This is a genomic window from Chryseobacterium sp. 3008163, assembly GCF_003669035.1.
Taxonomy (GTDB): domain Bacteria; phylum Bacteroidota; class Bacteroidia; order Flavobacteriales; family Weeksellaceae; genus Chryseobacterium.
Window position 1 is genome coordinate 1945245 of record NZ_CP033070.1, and the last position, 19656, is coordinate 1964900.

Sequence of the window (19656 nt, forward strand, 5' to 3'; positions counted from 1 at the left end):
TTTTCCGAAATTTAATGATTAGAATTTAAGTCCTCCTTCTCTCGCACCATCAGCTAGAGCCTTAACTCTACCGTGATATACGAAACCGTTTCTATCAAATACAATAGCTTCAATTCCAGCAGCAATAGCTTTAGCAGCGATAGCTTTACCTACAGCAGCAGAAATTTCACTTTTAGTACCATTAGCATCTACACCTTTTTCTCTCGAAGAAGCTGAGGCTAACGTTTTACCATCTTTATCGTCTATTAACTGAGCGTAAATTTCCTTATTACTCTTGTATACAGATAATCTTGGCAATTCAGAAGATCCAGAGATTTTCCCTCTTACTCTTCTTTTGATTCTTATTCTTTTTTCTAATTTACTTAGTGCCATTTTCTTAAAATTTATTAAGCAGATTTACCAGCTTTACGTCTAACATTTTCTCCTACGAATCTTACACCTTTTCCTTTGTATGGCTCAGGCTTTCTGAATGAACGGATCTTTGCAGAAACCATTCCTAGAAGTTGCTTGTCATGAGACGTTAAAGTAATAATTGGGTTTTTACCTTTTTCAGTCAATGTATCGATTACTACTTCTTTTGGAAGTTCTAGTACGATACCGTGAGAGAAACCTAAAGCTAACTCAAGTTTTTGACCTGAGTGAGAAGCTCTATATCCTACTCCCACTAGTTCTAACTTCTTAGTGAAACCTTCAGTAGCTCCAATAATCATGTTATTTACTAACGCTCGGTATAAACCGTGTAGCGCTCTGTGTTGTTTAGAATCAGATGGTCTGCTGAATGTAAGCACTCCATCTTCTTGTTCTAAAGTAATTCCTTCTGTAAGTTCCTGAACTAATTCTCCTTTAGGACCTTTTACAGTTACAACGCCATCTTTTTCAGTGACAGTAACTCCAGCTGGAATTGTTATAATTGCTTTACCAATTCTTGACATTTTCCTTTAATTAAAAATTAATAAACATAGCAAATTACTTCACCACCTACTTTTTCTTCTCTAGCTTTCTTATCTGTCATTACTCCTCTAGAAGTTGAGATAATCGCTACACCCAAACCGTTCAATACCCTTGGAAGTTCTGTAGAACCTTTGTATTGTCTTAGACCTGGTCTTGAAGCTCTCTGGATAGATTTGATTGCAGGCTTGTTTGTTTGCTTGTCATACTTAAGAGCGATTTTGATTGTCCCTTGAACAGCGCTATCTTCAAACTTGTAGTTTAAGATATACCCTTGATCAAATAAGATTTTCGTAAGCTCCTTTTTGATTTTCGATGCAGGAATTTCCACCACCTTGTGGCCTGCGCTTTGTGCGTTCCTTACTCTTGTTAGGAAATCTGAAATTGGATCTGTTACCATTTCTTTGTTTTAAATTATTGGTTAATGACAATCAGTATTGAAAAGACTTGAAGATTAAAGACTATATGGTTCCGAATGTTTCTTCACCTGATCTCTTTACCTTCAGTATCTCAACAACTTAATTGTCACTTTGATTTTTTTTAACTTCATTTTATTCTAATAAACATAGCCAAAACGAAGATTAGTCTCCCAGAGAAATAATAATTTTCCTGAGCGGGTGCAAAAGTACAAAAAAAATTAATAATATTATTTTTTCTCTGCCTCTAGGCCGACTTAATTTTGTACTCTATTTATTAAAATACAGCTGACTTATAAAAATATAGAAGTCAGCTGTAAAAATTCTTATTGCTTACCAACTAGCTTTTTTCACTCCCGGGATAAGACCGTTATTGGCCATTTCTCTGAAAGTTACTCTAGAAATACCAAAGGTTCTCATGTAACCTCTTGGTCTCCCTGTCAATTTACATCTGTTGTGTAATCTAACAGGAGAAGCATTTTTAGGCAATTTTTGAAGTCCTTCGTAATCACCAGCTTCTTTAAGAGCTTTTCTCTTTTCAGCGTATTTAGCTACAGTAGCTTCTCTTTTGCGCTCACGCGCTTTCATTGATTCTTTAGCCATTTCTTAGTTCTTTTTGAAAGGTAAACCGAAGTGAGTTAATAATGCTTTAGCTTCTTTGTCTGTTTTCGCAGTTGTAACGAAAGTAATGTCCATCCCTTGGATTTTCTTTACTTTGTCGATTACGATCTCAGGGAAGATAATTTGCTCAGTAATACCTAAGTTATAGTTACCTCTACCATCGAAACCGTCAGCTTTGATACCAGAAAAATCTCTAATACGTGGTAAAGCAGAAGAAGTCAATCTGTCTAAGAATTCGTACATTTTCTGAGCTCTAAGAGTTACCTTAGCACCTACAGGCATACCTTTTCTTAATTTGAAAGCAGCTTCATCCTTTTTTGAAATAGTACCTACGGCTTTTTGCCCGGTAATATTTGTAAGTTCTTCAACAGCATAATCGATGATTTTTTTATCAGCAGTAGCGTCTCCTAAACCTTGAGATAAAATAATTTTCTCTAGTCTTGGTACCTGCATTACTGATTTGTATCCGAATTCTTCCATCATTGCTGGAACAATTGTTTCATGATATGCTTTTTTGGGTCTTGCGATATATTCCATGTGTTATTTAAAATTATAAAGTTTCACCCGTTTTTTTGTCGATTCTTACTTTCTTATCTCCGTCGATTTTGTAACCAACTTTGATAGCTTTTCCGTCTTTATTAACTAAAGCTATGTTTGAGATATGAATAGAAGCTTCCTTTTCTGTAATTCCTCCTTGAGGATTTGAAGCTGAAGGCTTAACGTGTTTTTTAACGATGTTAAGTCCTGCAACGATTACTCTAGGGTCTTTTCCTTCTTTTTTGATCACTTCAATAACTTCACCAGTTTTACCTTTGATATCTTTTTTACCAGTGGTAATGATTACGTTATCTCCTCTTTTTATTTTTAACTTTGACATTTTTTTAAAATTTTAAATATTAAAGTACTTCAGGAGCTAATGAAATGATTTTCATATATTCTTTGTCTCTCAACTCACGAGCCACAGGTCCGAAAACACGTGTTCCTCTCATTTCTCCACCAGCGTTTAGTAAAACACAAGCATTGTCTTCGAATTTGATGTAAGATCCATCTTTTCTTCTAACTGCTTTTTTAGTTCTTACTACTACCGCCTTTGATACTTGACCTTTCTTAGCGTTTCCTGATGGTGTAGAATCTTTAATAGTAACTACGATTTTATCACCAACTGAAGCATATCTTCTTCTGGTACCTCCCAGAACTCTGATCACTAGTACTTCTTTAGCACCTGTGTTATCAGCAACTTTTAATCTTGATTCTGTTTGTAACATTACTTAGCTTTTTCAATGATTCTTACTAATCTCCATCTCTTGCTCTTGCTCAAAGGTCTTGTTTCTGTAATTAATACAGTATCTCCTTCTGTGCATTCGTTGTTCTCGTCGTGTGCAGTATATTTTTTCGTTTTCAAAACGAATTTACCATACATCGGGTGCTTTACTCTTGTAGTTTCACTAACAACAATAGTTTTTTCCATTTTATTGCTGGAAACCACTCCGATTCTTTCTTTTCTTAAATTTCTATCCATTGTAAAAAGGATTATTGTTTGTTAGTTAACTCAGTGTTTAGTCTTGCGATTGTCTTTCTCAAATCTCTGATTTGGATTGGATTTTCAAGTGGACTGATTTTGTGAGCCAATTTCATTTTGAGAATTGAGCTTTAGCTTCAGCCAATTTTGCTTGAATATCTTCAGCGCTTAGATTTTTAATTTCAGCTTGTTTCATTGTTTCAGAGATTAAAGAGGTTTAACAAAATCGTTTGCAACTATAAATCTAGTCGTAACTGGTAATTTCTGTGCAGCAAGTCTTAAAGCTTCCTTAGCGATTTCGTAAGATACACCTCCGATTTCGAACATAATTTTACCTGGTTTTACTACAGCTACCCAATATTCTACAGCACCTTTACCTTTACCCATCCTTACTTCGGCTGGTTTTTTAGTAATAGGCTTATCTGGAAATATTTTGATCCATAGTTGACCTTCTCTTTTCATATATCTTGTCGCAGCGATACGAGCAGCTTCGATCTGTCTAGCAGTGATCCAAGCACCTTCATTAGCTTTGATTCCGAAAGTTCCGTAAGCAAGTTGATTACCTCTTTGAGCAATCCCCTTCATTTTCATCTTGTGAACTCTACGGAATTTGGTTCTTTTTGGTTGTAACATAATTTCTTAAATTTTAGATTTTAGAATTTAGATTTTAAAAAAGTAACGGTCATTTAAAAACTATCCTCTAAAATTTTATTAATTATTTTTTTTATCTCTAGAAGGTCTTCTGTTGTCTCTGTCTCCACCTCCTCTGTTTCCGCCACCTGAAGGACCACCTTTCTTCTGTTGTCCTACTAATGGAGAAAGATCTCTTCTTCCGTAAACTTCTCCTTTCATGATCCAAACTTTAACTCCTAACTTACCGTATTGAGTTAATGCTTCACCGATATGATAATCGATATCTGCTCTGAAAGTTGATAATGGAATTCTACCGTCTTTGAAAGACTCAGATCTTGCCATTTCAGCACCGTTCAATCTACCAGAGATTTGAACTTTAATACCTTCAGCACCCATTCTCATTGTAGAAGCGATTGCCATTTTCACAGCTCTTCTGTATGAGATACGGTTTTCGATCTGCTTAGCGATACTGTCTGCAACTAATACTGCATCAAGCTCAGGTCTTTTGATTTCGAAAATATTGATTTGAATATCCTTTTTTGTAAGTTTCTTCAATTCTTCTTTTAACTTGTCAACTTCCTGACCTCCTTTACCGATGATTAAACCCGGTCTAGCAGTAGTGATTGTTACAGTTACTAATTTAAGTGTTCTTTCAATATAAATTTTTGAAATTCCACCTTTAGATAATCTTGCTTCAAGGTATCTTCTGATTTTGTAATCTTCAGCGATTCTATCACCGTAGTTTTTACCACCAAACCAGTTAGAATCCCATCCTCTGATGATACCTAATCTGTTACCAATTGGATTTGTCTTCTGTCCCATACCTTGAATTAATTTTCTTTTGTACCTAAGATTAGTGTAATGTGGTTTGATCTTTTTCTGATTCTGTACCCTCTACCTTGTGGAGCTGGTCTTAGTCTCTTCAATTGTCTTGCACTGTCTACAAAAATTTCTTTAACGATAAGGTTAGCTTCTTCAATATCAGCACCATCATTCTTTGTTTGCCAGTTGGCCATCGCAGAAAGTAATACTTTTTCTAATTTCTCAGAAGCTCCTTTTTTTGAATATTTTAGGATGCTTAAAGCTTTGTCAACTTCTACCCCTCTGATAATATCAGCAACTAATCTCATCTTTCTAGGAGATGTCGGGCAATCATTGTGTAATGCTTTTACTACATCTTGATTTGTTAATTTACGTGCTAATGCACTTTCTCTTTTTCTTGATCCCATGATTATCTACTTCCTTTGTTTTTATTACCACCATGACCTCTGAAAGATCTTGTTGGAGAAAATTCGCCTAGCTTGTGACCAACCATGTTTTCTGTAACATATACAGGGATAAAAGATTTCCCGTTGTGTACTGCAATAGTTTGTCCTACGAAGTCCGGAGAGATCATTGATGCTCTAGACCAAGTTTTGATAACTGTCTTCTTACCAGACTCTATGTTTGTCTGAACCTTCTTATCTAAAGTATGATGAATGAATGGTCCTTTTTTAAGTGATCTTGCCATAATTATTTACGTTTAGATATGATATGACGGTTAGACGCTTTGTTTTTCTTTCTGGTTTTGTAACCTTTAGCTGGCATACCGTTTCTAGATCTTGGGTGACCTCCAGATGAACGACCTTCACCACCTCCCATTGGGTGATCTACAGGGTTCATTACTACCGGTCTAGTTCTAGGTCTTCTACCTAACCATCTGCTTCTACCAGCCTTACCTGAAACAGTTAACTGATGATCAGAGTTAGAAACAGATCCAATCATTGCATAACACTCAGTAAGGATCATTCTAGATTCTCCTGAAGGCAATTTGATGATTGCATATTTCCCGTCTCTTGAAGTCAATTGAGCTGATGAACCAGCACTTCTTGCTAAGATTGCACCTTGACCAGGCTTCATTTCGATACAAGAAATTACAGTTCCCAAAGGAATACTTTTTAATTTCATTGCGTTACCTACATTAGGCTCTACGCTTTCTCCTGAAATGATTTTTTGGTCAACTTTGATCCCGTTTGGAGCGATGATATATCTCTTCTCTCCGTCTGCATACTCCACTAAAGCGATGAAAGCAGTTCTGTTTGGATCATATTCTACAGTTTTTACCGTTGCTTCAACATCATGCTTGTTTCTTTTGAAGTCGATAATTCTGTATTTCTTTTTGTGTCCACCTCCGGTGTAACGCATGGTCATTTTACCAGTTTGGTTACGTCCACCTGACTTACTAATACCAACGGTTAGAGACTTCTCTGGTTTGTTGGTAGTAATTTCCTCAAAATTGTTTACAATTCTGAATCTCTGTCCTGGGGTGATAGGTTTTAATTTTCTAACAGACATTACTATTATTTATAATTAATAATTAATTTACAGCAAAAATGTCGATTACTTCTCCTTCAGCAAGAGTGATAATCGCCTTTTTCAATTTGTTTGTCTTTCCTACTTGAAGACCTTTTTTAGTGTATTTCGAAGAAACTTTAGGAGCATAAATCATGGTTCTAACGTCTGCTACTTTCACACCATAAGCTTGCTCTATTGCATTTTTAATCTGGATTTTATTCGCCTTAGGTTGTACTAAGAAAGAATAAGCACCTCTTAAATCTGTAAGATAGTTTGCTTTTTCTGAAATAACTGGTTTAATAATTAGTGACATGATTTATTTCTTTAAATTTTCCTGGAATTTTTCAACTGCACCTTCTAAGAAAACGATCTCACCTGCATTGATTAAGTCATAAGAAGAAATTTCGTTGAATTTCATAACCTTAGTCTTAGGTAAGTTTCTTGAAGATAAATATACATTCTTGTTTGTATCAGGAAGAATGAATAAAGACTTCTTATCATTCAATGACAATGCATTCAAGATAGTGATGAAATCTTTAGTTTTAGGAGCTGAAATGCTCAATCCTTCAACAATTTTGATGCTGTTATCTCTCATTTTCTGAGAAAGAACAGATTTTTTAGCTAATCTCTTAAGAGCTTTGTTCAATTTGAATCTGTAGTCTCTCGGTTTTGGACCGAAAATTCTACCTCCACCTCTGAAAACTGGAGATTTGATATCACCATATCTTGCAGAACCTGAACCTTTTTGCTTTTTCAACTTTTTAGTTGAACCAGTGATTTCGCTTCTTTCTTTTGATTTATGAGTACCTTGACGCTGAGCAGCAAGATATTGTTTTACTTCTAAGTAAACCGCGTGCTTATTTGGCTCAATTCCGAATACTGTTTCGTCTAGAGTTACTTTTTTTCCGGTTTCTTTTCCTGATGTATTTAATACTACTAGTTCCATTTTCTGATAATTACATAAGAATTTTTAGCTCCCGGAACAGCACCTTTTACTACTAAAAGATTTTGTTCTTGATCCACTTTTAATACTTGAAGGTTTTGTACAGTTACCTGCTTACCTCCCATTCTACCTGCCATTCTCATCCCCTTGAATACTCTAGAAGGATCCGATCCCGCACCGATTGAACCTGGAGCTCTTAATCTGTTGTGCTGACCGTGAGTAGCTTGCATTACACCTCCAAAACCGTGTCTTTTAACAACACCTTGGAAACCTTTACCTTTTGAAGTTCCTGTAACGTCTACATATTCACCTTCAGCGAATAAGTCTACTTTCACTTCATCTCCTACGCTTACAGTATCAACGAATTCTCTGTAGAATTCTACCAACTTAGCTTTAGGAGCAGAACCAGCCTTTTTAAAATGGCCAGCTAACGCTTTACCAACGTTCTTTTCACTCTTGTCATCGAAACCTAACTGAACAGATTTGTATCCGTCCTTTTCAATGGTTCTGACCTGTAAAACTGAGCAAGGACCTGCCTGAATAACGGTACACGGCATGTTTTTGCCGTTTTCGTCAAACAGAGAAGTCATCCCAATTTTTTTTCCAATAATACCTGACATTATTTATATAATATGTTATAAAATTTCTTGTATTCACGTTCATTTTGCGAGATCTCAAGTAATTACCAAGTTTGAATTGGGCATACTCCTCCCCGAAAATGAGTGTGCAAATGTATGAATAAAATTTAATTTGACAAATATTTATAGTAAAATATTTTGATTTTTAATGATTTAGGGAAATTTGGAAAAATCTGGTTGAATGTTTCGCTAAATATTTTTGAACTACAGAAAATTTAAAAATGAGTTTATTTTTTATTTAATAATTACACTCACTCCAATTTCTTCAAGATTATTTTTGTCTTCTTCTAAAATACCATTGTCCGTGATCAGATAATCTATCTTATCCAAAGGAGCGATTTTACCGAAACCTTTTACGTTCAATTTAGAAGAATCTGCTAGAATGACAACCTTTTCAGAACAATTAATCATTAATTGATTCAGGTGAGCTTCTGCAGCATTAGAAGTACTAATTCCGAAATCCATATCGATTCCGTCTACCCCAAGAAATAATTTATTACAGGAGAATTGTTTTAAAATAGCTTCAGAAATAGAACCTACAATAGAAGTAGAACTTTTTCTCACTTCTCCACCCAATTGTATGATATTAATGTTAGGATTGTTACACAATTCAATTGCAACACGCAAAGAAGAAGTTAAAACCGTTAACGGACCGAAATTCACTAGCATTCTTGCCAGATAATGCATCGTCGTTCCGGAAGCCAAAATAATACAGTCATTTTCTTGAATCAAGGACAATGCGGTTTTTGCAATATTTTTCTTTGCTTCTACATTGATGTTTTCCTTTTCATCCACATTCTTTTCATACGCATATCTTACATGCCTACTTGCACCGCCATGATTTCGGAAAAGCAATCCTAAACTTTCGAGATAATTCAAATCCTTTCGAATTGTAACTGACGAAACATTAAATTTTTCACACAAATCCTGAACAAGCACATAATCTTTTTCATCCAATTCTTTCAAGATATCATTATGTCTTGGCAGCAGCTTTTCCATTTCGTTTCATTTCATCAAAAATACCAATTTTATTTTGATTCAAAAAAATTTCACTTATTTTCTTTTTAGTTTCGTTTTAATTTATACATTTGAAAACGAAACATAACGAAATATTATGAAACGAAACGAAGAACTTAGCAAATTAACCTCCATAAAAGAGTGGGACTTTCTAATCATCGGTGGAGGAGCGAGTGGTTTAGGTTCGGCATTGGACGCTACAAGCAGAGGATTTAAAACCTTACTGTTAGAATCACACGATTTCGCAAAGGCGACTTCCAGCAGAAGTACAAAATTGGTACACGGAGGAGTAAGATATTTAGCACAGGGAGATATAGGTTTAGTAAAAGAAGCTTTGAAAGAAAGAGGTCTACTCGCCAAAAATGCAGCTCATGTGGTTAAAAACCAGTCTTTTATTATTCCAAATTACACTTGGTGGGGAGGAATTTATTATAAAATAGGACTTTCGATTTACGATTTCCTTGCAGGAAAACTAAGTTTAGGAAGAACACAATACATCAGCAAATCAAAAACCGTAGAAAAACTTCCAACAATTCAGCAAAAAGGTTTGGCAAGCGGAGTTGTTTATCAGGACGGACAGTTCGATGATGCAAGACTGGCGATTAATTTAACGCAAACCATTATTGAAAAAGGAGGAACTGCCGTTAATTATGTTAAAGTTATTAATTTAATTAAAAATGATTCCAATAAAATAACAGGTGTAGTTGCAGAAGATCAGTTCACGAAACAGCAATTCGAAATTAAAGCGAAAGTGGTCATCAATGCAACCGGAGTTTTTACGAATGATATCTTAAATATGAATAACCCGAAACACGGAAAATTTGTAGTTCCAAGTCAGGGAATTCATTTGGTTTTGGATAAATCTTTCTTAAAAAGTGACGACGCCATTATGATTCCTAAAACTTCAGACGGAAGAGTCTTGTTTGTCGTTCCTTGGCACGACAGAGCTTTAGTCGGGACAACTGATACTTTACTGGAAAACGAAAGTTTCGAACCGAGAGCTTTGGAAGAAGAAATTAATTTCGTTTTAAATACAGCAAGACAATATTTATCTAAAAAGCCAACCCGTGAAGATGTAAAATCTGTTTTCGCTGGACTTCGACCCCTTGCCGCTCCAAAAGACGGAAGCAAAAGCACAAAAGAAGTTTCCCGAAGTCATAAAGTGGTTACATCCGACACCGGATTGATTTCCATTATCGGTGGAAAATGGACAACGTACCGTAAAATGGCAGAAGACACGATCGATGAAGCATTAAAAGTTCACAACTTAGGAATTACAACTTCCAAAACAGAGCATCTTTCGATTCATGGAAATGTAAAATCTGAAACTGTTGACAGAACCAATCATTTATATGTATATGGTTCAGACATTCCTGAAATCAAAAAATTACAACAAAACAATCCTGAATTTTCAGAAAAAATACATCCTGATCATCCTTTCACAATAGCAGAAGCAGTTTGGGCAATTCGAAACGAAATGGCGCAGACTATTGAAGATATTTTGGCAAGAAGAGTCCGTCTTTTATTTTTGGATGCAAGAGCAGCGATCGACAGTGCACATAAAATCGCTTTTATTATTGCAAAAGAAAACGGACATTCTGCAGAATGGGCAAACGAACAGGAAAACGAGTTTATCGAATTGGCGAGAGGATATTTACTGACTCCTTATTCGCCAAGAAACATCTAACTTTAATTTAATCTCAAAGATGAGTGACCAATTAATTCTCGCTCTAGACCAAGGTACAACATCGTCAAGAGCCATTTTATTCAATCACAGCGGAGAAATAGAATTTGTTTCTCAGAAAAGTTTTGAACAGATATACCCTACTCCGGGTTGGGTAGAACATGACCCCAACGAAATCTGGTCTTCTCAAGTTTCCGTAGCTGCAGAAGTTATTGCCAAAGCAGGAATTTCCGGAAGAGAAGTTGCCGCTATCGGGATTACCAATCAACGTGAAACTACCGTCGTCTGGGACAGAGAAACCGGAGAACCCGTCTACAATGCAATTGTCTGGCAAGACAGAAGAACGTCTAAATATTGTGATGAATTAAAAGAACAGGGTCATGCCGAAATGATTAAAGAAAAGACAGGTCTTGTTTTAGACGCTTATTTTTCTGCAACAAAGCTGAAGTGGATTTTAGACACTGTAGAAGGTGCAAGAGAAAAAGCTGAAGCAGGAAAACTGTGTTTCGGAACAGTGGATACTTTCCTTGTATGGAAATTAACACGTGGAAAAATGTTCATTACCGATGTTTCGAATGCTAGTAGAACCATGCTTCTAAACATCCATACTTTGGAATGGGATAATGAGCTATTAGAATTATTCAATATTCCAAGAGCCATTTTACCTGAAGTAAAACAAAGCAGTGAGATCTATGGAGAAACTGCCACTACTCTATTTTCAACAAAAATTCCGATTGCAGGAATTGCAGGAGATCAACAGGCTGCTTTATTCGGGCAAATGTGTACAACTCCCGGAATGGTAAAAAATACGTACGGAACCGGCTGTTTCCTTTTAATGAATACAGGAACAGAAGCTGTTTCATCCAAAAACAATTTGTTGACGACTGTTGCATGGAAAATTAACGGAGAAGTAAATTATGCATTGGAAGGAAGTGTATTCGTTGGTGGAGCAGCCATTCAATGGTTGAGAGATGGTTTAAAATTAATCAATTCTGCAGAAGAAGTCAATACGTTAGCACAATCTGTTGAAGATAACGGCGGCGTTTATTTCGTTCCTGCTTTGACAGGTTTAGGCGCTCCTTACTGGGATCAGTATGCTCGCGGAACGATTGTAGGTGTAACCCGTGGAACGACCAATGCACATATCGCAAGAGCCACTTTGGAAGGAATTGCTTTTCAGGTTTACGATATCGTAAAATCAATGGAAGCCGATGCAGGGAAAAAGAGTCCTGAATTAAGAGTTGACGGCGGAGCTTCTGCAAGTGATATTTTAATGCAGATTCAGTCAGATATTTTCGGTGCTAAAATTACAAGACCAAAAACATTGGAAACAACAGCTTTAGGAGCAGCTTATCTTGCAGGTCTTGCAGTCGGATACTGGAAAAATATTGATAAAATCCAGTCTCAATGGATCGTTGACAAACATTTCCAACCTCAAATGGAAGAAGAGAAAGTTGAAAAGATGCTTAAAACATGGAAAAAAGCTGTAGAACGTTCTCAAAACTGGATCGAAGATTAAACCCATTTAAAACAAATTAAAACTATGACTCCATTTGTAGCAGAAATAATCGGCACTATGCTGATGATACTTTTAGGAAACGGCGTGGTGGCAAACGTTGTCTTAAAAGGAACCAAAGGAAATAATTCCGGATGGATCGTGATTACCACGGCTTGGGCTTTGGCAGTTTTCGTTGGCGTAACCGTTGCGGGACCCATCAGCGGAGCACATCTGAATCCGGCAGTAACTTTAGGGTTGGCAATTGCAGGAAAATTCTCTTGGGATTTGGTTCCAACCTATATTGCAGGAGAGATGATTGGGGCAATGCTGGGTGCTTTTCTGGTTTGGTTATTTAACAAAGATCACTTTGCTATTACAGAAGATGAAGGTGCAAAACTGGCTTGTTTCAGTACAGGTCCAGCAATCAGAAAACCTATTTCAAATTTAATCAGCGAAATCATCGGAACTTTCGTTCTTGTCTTTGTGATTTTCCATTTTGCAGATCCGAGTGTTACTTTAAATAACGATCCGACCGCAAAAATTGGTTTAGGAACACTTGGTGCTTTACCAGTTACGTTATTGGTTTGGGCAATTGGCTTATCTTTAGGAGGAACGACAGGTTATGCCATCAATCCTGCAAGAGATTTAGGACCAAGAATTATGCACGCTATCCTTCCGGTAAAAGGAAGCAGTGACTGGAGCTACGCATGGATTCCTATTGCAGGACCTATTGTAGGAACCACTCTCGCAGCTTTACTACATCTCGCCTTAAGTTAATCACAGAAAAGTCTACACAATGAAAAAACTATTTTATATATGCCTGATTGCATTAGGCACAGGGAATCTTTATGCCCAGCAAAATGAAGAAAATCAGGAAGACAGCAGATTAGATTTCACTGCAAACATTCAGAATAATCACCTTTGGAGAGGTTTGATTATTACGGATAAACCCGTTATCATGGGAAATGTTTCCTACGCATTAGATAAAGATAAAAACTGGAAAGTCGGAATTTGGGGAGCATCTTCAATGACTGATGATAAAGATGGAACGCACTATAAAGAAATCAATTATTATGTTCAGTATTCCAACGGGCGTTTATATATTGGTTTGTGGGATTTGTTTAATTCAAGAAACATTAATACTGCGGTTGCTTCGGATGATATTTTTAATTATTCAAACAGAAAAACCGCGCATATTATTGATTTAAGAACCAACTATACTTTCGGACCAGCATTTCCATTAAATATTGAAGCAGACATTATGCTTTACGGTGGTGCTAATGCAGGAGAAGTTGTTTTGGAATATGACGGAACTTATAAAAAGAATAAATATTCCACCTACGTTCAGGTAAGCTATCCCGTGATTAAAGATAAAAAAGTTAACCTTGATGCTTTTGTAGGAGCTGGTTTTGCCTTAAATGACAAAAACTTTCTGTACGGAAACGGGACGAATAGTTTTGATATTGTAAATGTTGGCGTAAAAGCGACCAAATCTCTTAAAATTACGGAACATTACACACTGCCGGTTTCTATGATGGCGATGTGGAACCCTTCGAATAAGTTTGCGAGAATACAACTTGCCGCAACGGTATTTTAAATTAAAATTGTTAGTATTTTACAAACCATTCCAATATTGGAGTGGTTTTTTGTTTCTATTAATTAAGAGAAGCCTTAATGAAAGTAATCACCGTAATTTTACGGTTTAATTATTGCTAAGATATTTTTAATTTTGAGAAAATTTATAATATGAAAAAGGGTTATAGTTTACTTCTTCTATTCATCAGTATTCTGTCTTTTGCTCAATCAAAAGCGCCATTTACCGGGAAAAGAAGCTTCAATATCGAACAAGGCGCAAGCGGCTCAGGAACTCCGGCCTATTATCTTGATGTAAAGAAAAACGGGAATGTACATTTTGGATTTCTGCAGATTAATCAGGCAGACCAAACTGAAACCAAAGAAGAGATCAATGCAGGAAAATATAATCCGAAAGTGATGAAAATACATTTCAAAACGTATAATGAAACTTTTTATGTAAAATTTAATAAAGAGAAGATTTATCTTACCGATGAAAAAGGAAATATCAAAAAATCAGATGACTGCTGTCCGGTTTCTGAACTTGCTTCAATAAATTGCAACTGCGAAAGCATTATATATAAGTAATGAAGATTATTCAACTTCTTTTGGCTTTGCTTTTGGTGATTTCGTGCAAAGAAAAACAAACGCATCCCTACACTTACTATTATTGGAAAACCAATCTTGCTTTAAATCAAACTGAGAAAAAAGCACTTGTAAAATCTACTTCACCTTATTTATATACAAGATTTTTTGACGTCGATAAGATTAATGGAAAATTTGAACCGGTTGCTGTCATTACCAAAGACGAAAGCTTTAGTACGGAAAAAGAAATCATCCCGACAATTTTTATCACCAACCGAACTTTTTTTGAAATTAATGAATCCGACATCAAATTTCTGACTGAAAGCGTTTATCAATTAATTCAAAAAAAAGTGAAAGAATACAAATTAACTTCTAGCAACGAAATTCAAATTGACTGCGACTGGACTGCCGGAACGAAAGATGATTATTTTAAATTTCTAAATGAATTAAAGAAAATCTCCGGAAAAGAAATTACCTGTACACTTAGACTTCATCAGGTGAAAGATAAAAATCTGATGGGAATTCCGCCAGTGAAAAAAGTATATCTCATGTGCTACTCCACTTCTTCACCGCTTGAAAATTCAGATAAGAATTCGATTTTAGATGTCAATATTCTGAAAAGCTATTTATCTAAGCTCGAAGAATATCCGTTAAAGAACATTGAAGTTGCATTGCCGATTTATTCGTGGGAATTGTAACCAATCATTTAGGAAAGCACAAGCTCATCAATGCGTTGTCTAAAAAAGATCTTGAAAACTCCAACTTCAAAAAAACATCTGATAATGAAATTGAAATTACAAAAGACGGTTTCTATTTTGGGAGTTTCATGAACAAAGGTTTCAAAATAAAGGTGGAAGAAATTTCTGATGAACAACTTGATAATGTTACACAGTTTTTAGGTAAAAAATTAAACGGCTACAACATTATATATTACCAATTAGATAGTAAATTTGTGGAAGGCAGAATTTTCTGATGGCTGGAAGCAGGAAGATTGGCTCAATAATTAAGCGCAACAATTTCTTCCCACAGATTTCACAGATCTTCACGGATTAAATTAAACTAAATAAAAAAATATGCGCAAATCTGTGTGATCTGCGGGAAATAAAAAATTAAACAAAACACCAAAAATACATATGAAAAAGTATATTCTATCATTAGCCGTTGCATCGCTTATCTATACCAAATCGGAGGCTTGTGCATGGGCAGATCCGGATTATGACTACTTTAATCTGTTTACCCAAAGCATCATTAAAGATAAATCTTACCTTCCTTTTCTTCACAACTACTCTTCGAGGTTTTATACCGATTTTAAATCTTCACAGATTCCAAATGAGAATATCGAAGCATGGAGAAAATTCTTCAACAATCAGTTGACGTACACTGAAACAGATTATCTGGTGAATAAAATTGCCATGAATGATCTCAATGATTTGAAGAGAGGAACACCAAACAATCTGTTACTGCAAAAAGTTGGAACGGGTTTCTATACAAAATACCGTGAAGGAATTGATTATTTGATTGAGGCAAAATATCTTGAGCCTTACATGAAAATCAATTATGTGGAAACTGCAGATTCATTTTACTACAGAGAAAATGAAAGCGACAAAAATGCTACACAATTAGATTATGCTAAAACAGTTTCAGCACTTACATCTTTATATAATGCAGCCAAAAATCCTGAAATTAAGCAGCGGTATGGCTATCAGTTAGTAAGATTCAATCATTATACAAGAAATTTCGATGCAGCGCTTCAGGCTTTCAAGTCTTACGTTCAGCCAATTTCGTTAAGAGGCGCTTCTTATTATATGGCTTTAGACCAATTGGCAGGTGCACAACGTGGATTGCAAATGGGGAATGACGCCAACTGGAATTTCTTTCAGGTTTTTAAAAACAGCAAAAGCCGAAAAGAATCTGCGTTTATCTCGATGAAGCTTTCAGACACGGCATCTTTCAACAATATTCTGAAAAGAGCGGGAAATAACGAAGAGAAAAACATGGCGTATTTTCTTTTGGGTTATGAAGATTTTACCAACCCGATTCCGATGATGGAAAAGATGTATGACATTGATCCTAATTCAGAAATTCTGAAAGTGATGGCCGCAAGAAGCATCAACGAACTGGAACGAAGCTATCTTCCGACATATTATTACGAATCAAAAGATGCAGACCAGTCAGGAAATACAAAAACTACTGCAACTACAGAAACAAAAAAAATAGAGAAAAAAGAACTGAGCTTCTGGCAGAAAATTGTTCTGTTCTTTAAGAATCTTTTTAGCTCAAAATCTGACAAAGTGAAAGACGGAACTAAAAATGACCAAAGCGATGATGAGTTATTGGAAAACCCAAACAGAATTCCTTTTTACACAAAAAATCAAAGTTATTATTACGACGAGAAACAGAAAGACTTTCTTGATGATTTAGAAAAATTCACTTCAAAAACTAAAGAAAAATCTACTGACGAATATTGGCAGATAGCAGATGCTTATCTTAAATTTTTAAAGAAAGATTATGAAACCAGCACAGAAATTTTAGAAAACATCAAAACCAACAATCCGGAATATCTTGAAGAAATCAAGAGAATGAAAGTCTTGAATGATATTGTTTCGCAGCCAAAGATTGATGCGGAATATGAAGATCATTTAATGAAAGACTATGCCGATTACTTTGTTGAAAAGAAAATCGAAAAAGATAGCACAGAGGATGAAAGATATGATTACTATGGTTCTGCTCCTTCTACTGCGTCGTTCTTAAAAGATGTTTTGGCCAACCGATATTTCCTTCAGGGTGAAGACGGAAAATCTTACCTGATGAATAATAAATTGTCTGATCTTCAATATAATCCGAATTCTACTTTGGTAAAAAGTGTAGAAGATTTTTACAGAAAACCAAACAAGACAGCATTTGAACAGCAGATCATCGCCAAAAACATGGACAATGTAGGAAATATTGACGCATTCTTCAATGTGATTTACGGTGACAGAGCGATGAGATTGGCAGATTTCGATAAAGCAAAATCGTATTATCAAAAAGCTCAGACCTTCTCAGGAATTCCAAGAGAGAACTATGAAAGATACAATCCGCAAACCGGGAATTATGAAAAACTGGTTTATGATGGTCAAAACTATGATGGTTTCAGCAACATTCCGAATTTGGTTTTCGGGCATAACGTTTGGGAAAGTTTCCAAAGTTCTGATGTAGAAAGTATGCAGACAGAAGATTACACTGCTTTTCCTTTCATTAAACCAAAAATGAATAAACTTGAATTGGCAGATGCTTTAGTTCAACTTAAAAAAATTGGAAGTGGCAAAGATGAAAAATCAGCTCAGGCAAATCAACTCATAGGAAATATTTTGTACAACACTTCTGTTCTCGGCTATTACAGAGAACTGTTTGTAATGGATGTCGACAACAGCAACGGCGGAAAATATGACTTCTGGAGTACTGATAAGAAAACTCCGTATCAATACTATTACAAGAATTTCACATCGACTACTTACATCGAACCTGATAATTTTGATTTGGCTTTAAATTTTTACAAAAAAGCTTTAAATCTGTCAAACAACAAAGAACAAAAAGCAAGACTACTTTTCCAGATGGCAAGTGCCGAGCAGGGAAAATACTATCAGTATGAAGCTAAAAATCAGGCAAACATTGATTATGCTGATCCGAAATGGTCTGAGAAAAATGATGCTTATCAAAAGCAAATGAATGATCTGAAAAATCAAAAATACAGAACTTACTTTGCTCAGCTAAAATCTCAGTATTCAGATACCGAAGCAGCGCGAACGCTTTTGGGAAGCTGTAGTTATTTTGATTATTTTATGAAGAGATAATTGTTTTAGTTAAAAGAAAAAAGGAATCAAATTGATTCCTTTTTTGTTTCTGCTCCTGCAGCCAAAGATCATGCTTCTTTTTAAAAGTTTCATGTTTCCTGTCTTGATTTCTTTTCGCAGCATCTATCGAGTGTGAAGCATGGATATCTTGATCTTCTTCTGCAAAATCTGCCAGCTTTTCGTAATAACAATGTATCTGATCCAGCTCCTTTTCGGTAAGGTCTTCAATATCGACCATTCGGTTGCTGGCTTTTTCGTTGGCTGCAATGAGCTCATTTAATTTAATCTGAATGGCTTTTGAATCTTTATTTTGAGATTTCTGAATAAGGAAAACCATCAGGAAAGTTATGATCGTAGTTCCTGTATTGATTACAAGCTGCCACGTTTCAGAATAATTGAAAACAGGGCCTGAAACTGCCCAAATGACAACAATGGCTACGGCACTAAGAAAAGCATAAGAACTTCCTGTAAACTTCGTTGCCCAATTTGAAAATTTTTCAAATATGCTTCTATCTTCTTTTGACATTATTTTATTTTTATTAAATGTAATCAAAAATTCAGCCTCAAAATAGAGAATGCTTACCTATTATTGTATAGGATAGTGTACCGCTTTATCAATTTCTATGGGATTGTTTTCTCTAAGCATTGTTTTTCTCCGTTCATCAGACATTCCTTTTATTTGCTCTAAACTTTTTATCTGCACTCCCATTACATAAAATGTATTTTCAGGATTGGTATTCGATTTAAATGATTCTGCAATATCCTGTAAGGGATTATCGTAAAGTTCCAATTGTTTTTTTACAATTATTTTTTCAGTGACAGGAATTGGTTTTCGTCCCATAAAACTATTCAGAAATTGAGCTTCATACGTCTTGGGGAACTTCATGCTTTTAGACAACTTAAAAATAAAGTTTTTCTTATCGTCTTCAATCTCAAAAATCAATCCGGGAAGTCCTCGGAATTTGTATGGCCCTTCACTGAGATTAACGTCTTTAGAAAACCACGCGATCCAATTTCTACCGCCAAAAGTTGTCGTTGCTTTCTGTAGTGTGTACTGTCCTTCAACTTTTGTGTCATTGAAAAGTTTCCAATTCATTTTATCTGTTGATTTGAGAGAGAAAAAATCTTTCAGCAAAATCAATGAAGTATTTTCAAAAGAGTTCTTTTTTCTGATAAGAGCAGGCAGATGATCATCCCACCTAGATCTTCTTTGACCCCGAATAATATTTAGAGAATCAGTTTCAGCATAAGAATATGGATAAAATTTAACATCATCCGGATTGATATCCAAAATCATATTGTCTTTACCAAATTCTGTTGCCAATGAATCTGATTTATATTGAAACTGATAAATAAAGCGGTGCGTTTGTGCCGATAAGAGTAATGGAAATAATAGCAATATCAGTTTCTTCATA

Annotated in this window: 27 protein-coding genes and 1 pseudogene; 8 read left to right on the forward strand and 20 right to left on the reverse strand. The window is 35.5% G+C overall.

The window, feature by feature from the left end; all coding sequences use genetic code 11:
• Positions 1-18: 18 nt before the first annotated feature.
• The 18 genes and pseudogenes from rplR to EAG08_RS08850 form a co-directional block, all read right to left on the reverse strand.
• Positions 19-372 carry a 50S ribosomal protein L18 gene (gene rplR, locus EAG08_RS08765; protein ID WP_129535104.1) on the reverse strand — a complete coding sequence of 118 codons (354 nt, stop codon included), beginning with the start codon at positions 370-372 and terminating at the stop codon, positions 19-21.
• Between the two features lie 14 nt (positions 373-386).
• Entirely contained in the window at positions 387-932 is a 546-nt protein-coding gene (rplF, locus tag EAG08_RS08770; protein WP_129535105.1) for a 50S ribosomal protein L6, read from the reverse strand.
• A gap of 17 nt (positions 933-949) precedes the next feature.
• A complete protein-coding gene (rpsH, locus tag EAG08_RS08775; RefSeq protein WP_129535106.1) occupies positions 950-1348 on the reverse strand; it encodes a 30S ribosomal protein S8 in 399 nt (132 codons plus the stop codon).
• A 349-nt stretch (positions 1349-1697) separates the two neighbouring features.
• On the reverse strand, positions 1698-1967 hold the full coding sequence (gene rpsN / locus EAG08_RS08780; RefSeq protein WP_047442254.1) for a 30S ribosomal protein S14: 270 nt from the start codon (positions 1965-1967) through the stop codon (positions 1698-1700).
• A gap of 3 nt (positions 1968-1970) precedes the next feature.
• On the reverse strand, positions 1971-2522 hold the full coding sequence (rplE, locus tag EAG08_RS08785; RefSeq protein WP_129535107.1) for a 50S ribosomal protein L5: 552 nt from the start codon (positions 2520-2522) through the stop codon (positions 1971-1973).
• A 13-nt stretch (positions 2523-2535) separates the two neighbouring features.
• On the reverse strand, positions 2536-2862 hold the full coding sequence (rplX, locus tag EAG08_RS08790; RefSeq protein ID WP_129535108.1) for a 50S ribosomal protein L24: 327 nt from the start codon (positions 2860-2862) through the stop codon (positions 2536-2538).
• A gap of 19 nt (positions 2863-2881) precedes the next feature.
• Complete coding sequence (gene rplN / locus EAG08_RS08795; protein ID WP_034684837.1) at positions 2882-3250, reverse strand: 50S ribosomal protein L14; 369 nt, start codon at positions 3248-3250, stop codon at positions 2882-2884.
• Entirely contained in the window at positions 3250-3504 is a 255-nt protein-coding gene (gene rpsQ, locus EAG08_RS08800; protein WP_027383312.1) for a 30S ribosomal protein S17, read from the reverse strand. The genes rplN and rpsQ overlap by 1 nt, the downstream gene beginning before the upstream one ends.
• A gap of 11 nt (positions 3505-3515) precedes the next feature.
• Positions 3516-3700 (reverse strand): annotated as a pseudogene (gene rpmC / locus EAG08_RS08805) (50S ribosomal protein L29).
• Positions 3701-3711: 11 nt separating this feature from the next.
• Entirely contained in the window at positions 3712-4137 is a 426-nt protein-coding gene (rplP, locus tag EAG08_RS08810) for a 50S ribosomal protein L16 (protein ID WP_047442258.1), read from the reverse strand.
• Between the two features lie 78 nt (positions 4138-4215).
• Complete coding sequence (rpsC, locus tag EAG08_RS08815; RefSeq protein WP_129535109.1) at positions 4216-4959, reverse strand: 30S ribosomal protein S3; 744 nt, start codon at positions 4957-4959, stop codon at positions 4216-4218.
• An 8-nt stretch (positions 4960-4967) separates the two neighbouring features.
• Positions 4968-5366 carry a 50S ribosomal protein L22 gene (rplV, locus tag EAG08_RS08820; protein WP_047442260.1) on the reverse strand — a complete coding sequence of 133 codons (399 nt, stop codon included), beginning with the start codon at positions 5364-5366 and terminating at the stop codon, positions 4968-4970.
• Between the two features lie 2 nt (positions 5367-5368).
• Entirely contained in the window at positions 5369-5647 is a 279-nt protein-coding gene (gene rpsS / locus EAG08_RS08825; protein WP_034702850.1) for a 30S ribosomal protein S19, read from the reverse strand.
• A 2-nt stretch (positions 5648-5649) separates the two neighbouring features.
• A complete protein-coding gene (gene rplB / locus EAG08_RS08830; protein WP_047442262.1) occupies positions 5650-6471 on the reverse strand; it encodes a 50S ribosomal protein L2 in 822 nt (273 codons plus the stop codon).
• Positions 6472-6493: 22 nt separating this feature from the next.
• Positions 6494-6784, reverse strand: a complete 291-nt coding sequence (rplW, locus tag EAG08_RS08835; RefSeq protein ID WP_129535110.1) for a 50S ribosomal protein L23 — start codon at positions 6782-6784, stop codon at positions 6494-6496.
• Between the two features lie 3 nt (positions 6785-6787).
• Entirely contained in the window at positions 6788-7417 is a 630-nt protein-coding gene (rplD, locus tag EAG08_RS08840) for a 50S ribosomal protein L4 (RefSeq protein ID WP_129535111.1), read from the reverse strand.
• Positions 7408-8034: a 50S ribosomal protein L3 gene (gene rplC / locus EAG08_RS08845; protein WP_129535112.1), complete on the reverse strand. Its 627-nt coding sequence runs from the start codon at positions 8032-8034 to the stop codon at positions 7408-7410. The genes rplD and rplC overlap by 10 nt, the downstream gene beginning before the upstream one ends.
• Before the next feature lie 252 nt (positions 8035-8286).
• The gene (locus tag EAG08_RS08850; RefSeq protein ID WP_164998551.1) at positions 8287-9051 is read right to left on the reverse strand and encodes a DeoR/GlpR family DNA-binding transcription regulator; all 765 of its coding nucleotides are present in this window, start codon (positions 9049-9051) and stop codon (positions 8287-8289) included.
• A gap of 115 nt (positions 9052-9166) precedes the next feature.
• Between EAG08_RS08850 and EAG08_RS08855 the strand changes: the two genes are divergently transcribed.
• The 8 genes from EAG08_RS08855 (at position 9167) to EAG08_RS08885 (ending at position 18241) form a co-directional block, all read left to right on the forward strand.
• A complete protein-coding gene (locus EAG08_RS08855; protein ID WP_129535113.1) occupies positions 9167-10756 on the forward strand; it encodes a glycerol-3-phosphate dehydrogenase/oxidase in 1590 nt (529 codons plus the stop codon).
• Positions 10757-10775: 19 nt separating this feature from the next.
• Positions 10776-12272 carry a glycerol kinase GlpK gene (glpK, locus tag EAG08_RS08860; protein ID WP_129535114.1) on the forward strand — a complete coding sequence of 499 codons (1497 nt, stop codon included), beginning with the start codon at positions 10776-10778 and terminating at the stop codon, positions 12270-12272.
• Between the two features lie 24 nt (positions 12273-12296).
• Positions 12297-13028, forward strand: coding sequence for an MIP/aquaporin family protein (locus EAG08_RS08865; RefSeq protein ID WP_129535115.1), 732 nt, complete (start codon positions 12297-12299; stop codon positions 13026-13028).
• A gap of 19 nt (positions 13029-13047) precedes the next feature.
• Positions 13048-13848 (forward strand): hypothetical protein, encoded by an 801-nt coding sequence (locus EAG08_RS08870; RefSeq protein WP_129535116.1) that lies wholly within the window; start codon positions 13048-13050, stop codon positions 13846-13848.
• Positions 13849-13997: 149 nt separating this feature from the next.
• Positions 13998-14411 (forward strand): hypothetical protein, encoded by a 414-nt coding sequence (locus EAG08_RS08875; RefSeq protein WP_129535117.1) that lies wholly within the window; start codon positions 13998-14000, stop codon positions 14409-14411.
• The gene (locus EAG08_RS08880; protein WP_317126319.1) at positions 14411-15106 is read left to right on the forward strand and encodes a hypothetical protein; all 696 of its coding nucleotides are present in this window, start codon (positions 14411-14413) and stop codon (positions 15104-15106) included. The genes EAG08_RS08875 and EAG08_RS08880 overlap by 1 nt, the downstream gene beginning before the upstream one ends.
• Positions 15094-15381, forward strand: coding sequence for a hypothetical protein (locus EAG08_RS22920; protein WP_317126320.1), 288 nt, complete (start codon positions 15094-15096; stop codon positions 15379-15381). Before EAG08_RS08880 ends, EAG08_RS22920 begins: the two co-directional genes overlap by 13 nt.
• 160 nt (positions 15382-15541) lie before the next feature.
• Complete coding sequence (locus tag EAG08_RS08885) at positions 15542-18241, forward strand: hypothetical protein (RefSeq protein WP_129535118.1); 2700 nt, start codon at positions 15542-15544, stop codon at positions 18239-18241.
• Here EAG08_RS08885 and EAG08_RS08890 read toward each other — a convergent pair.
• The gene (locus tag EAG08_RS08890) at positions 18228-18767 is read right to left on the reverse strand and encodes a low affinity iron permease family protein (RefSeq protein ID WP_129535119.1); all 540 of its coding nucleotides are present in this window, start codon (positions 18765-18767) and stop codon (positions 18228-18230) included. The genes EAG08_RS08885 and EAG08_RS08890 overlap by 14 nt on opposite strands.
• A gap of 60 nt (positions 18768-18827) precedes the next feature.
• A complete protein-coding gene (locus EAG08_RS08895) occupies positions 18828-19655 on the reverse strand; it encodes a GLPGLI family protein (protein WP_129535120.1) in 828 nt (275 codons plus the stop codon).
• Position 19656 lies beyond the last annotated feature (1 nt).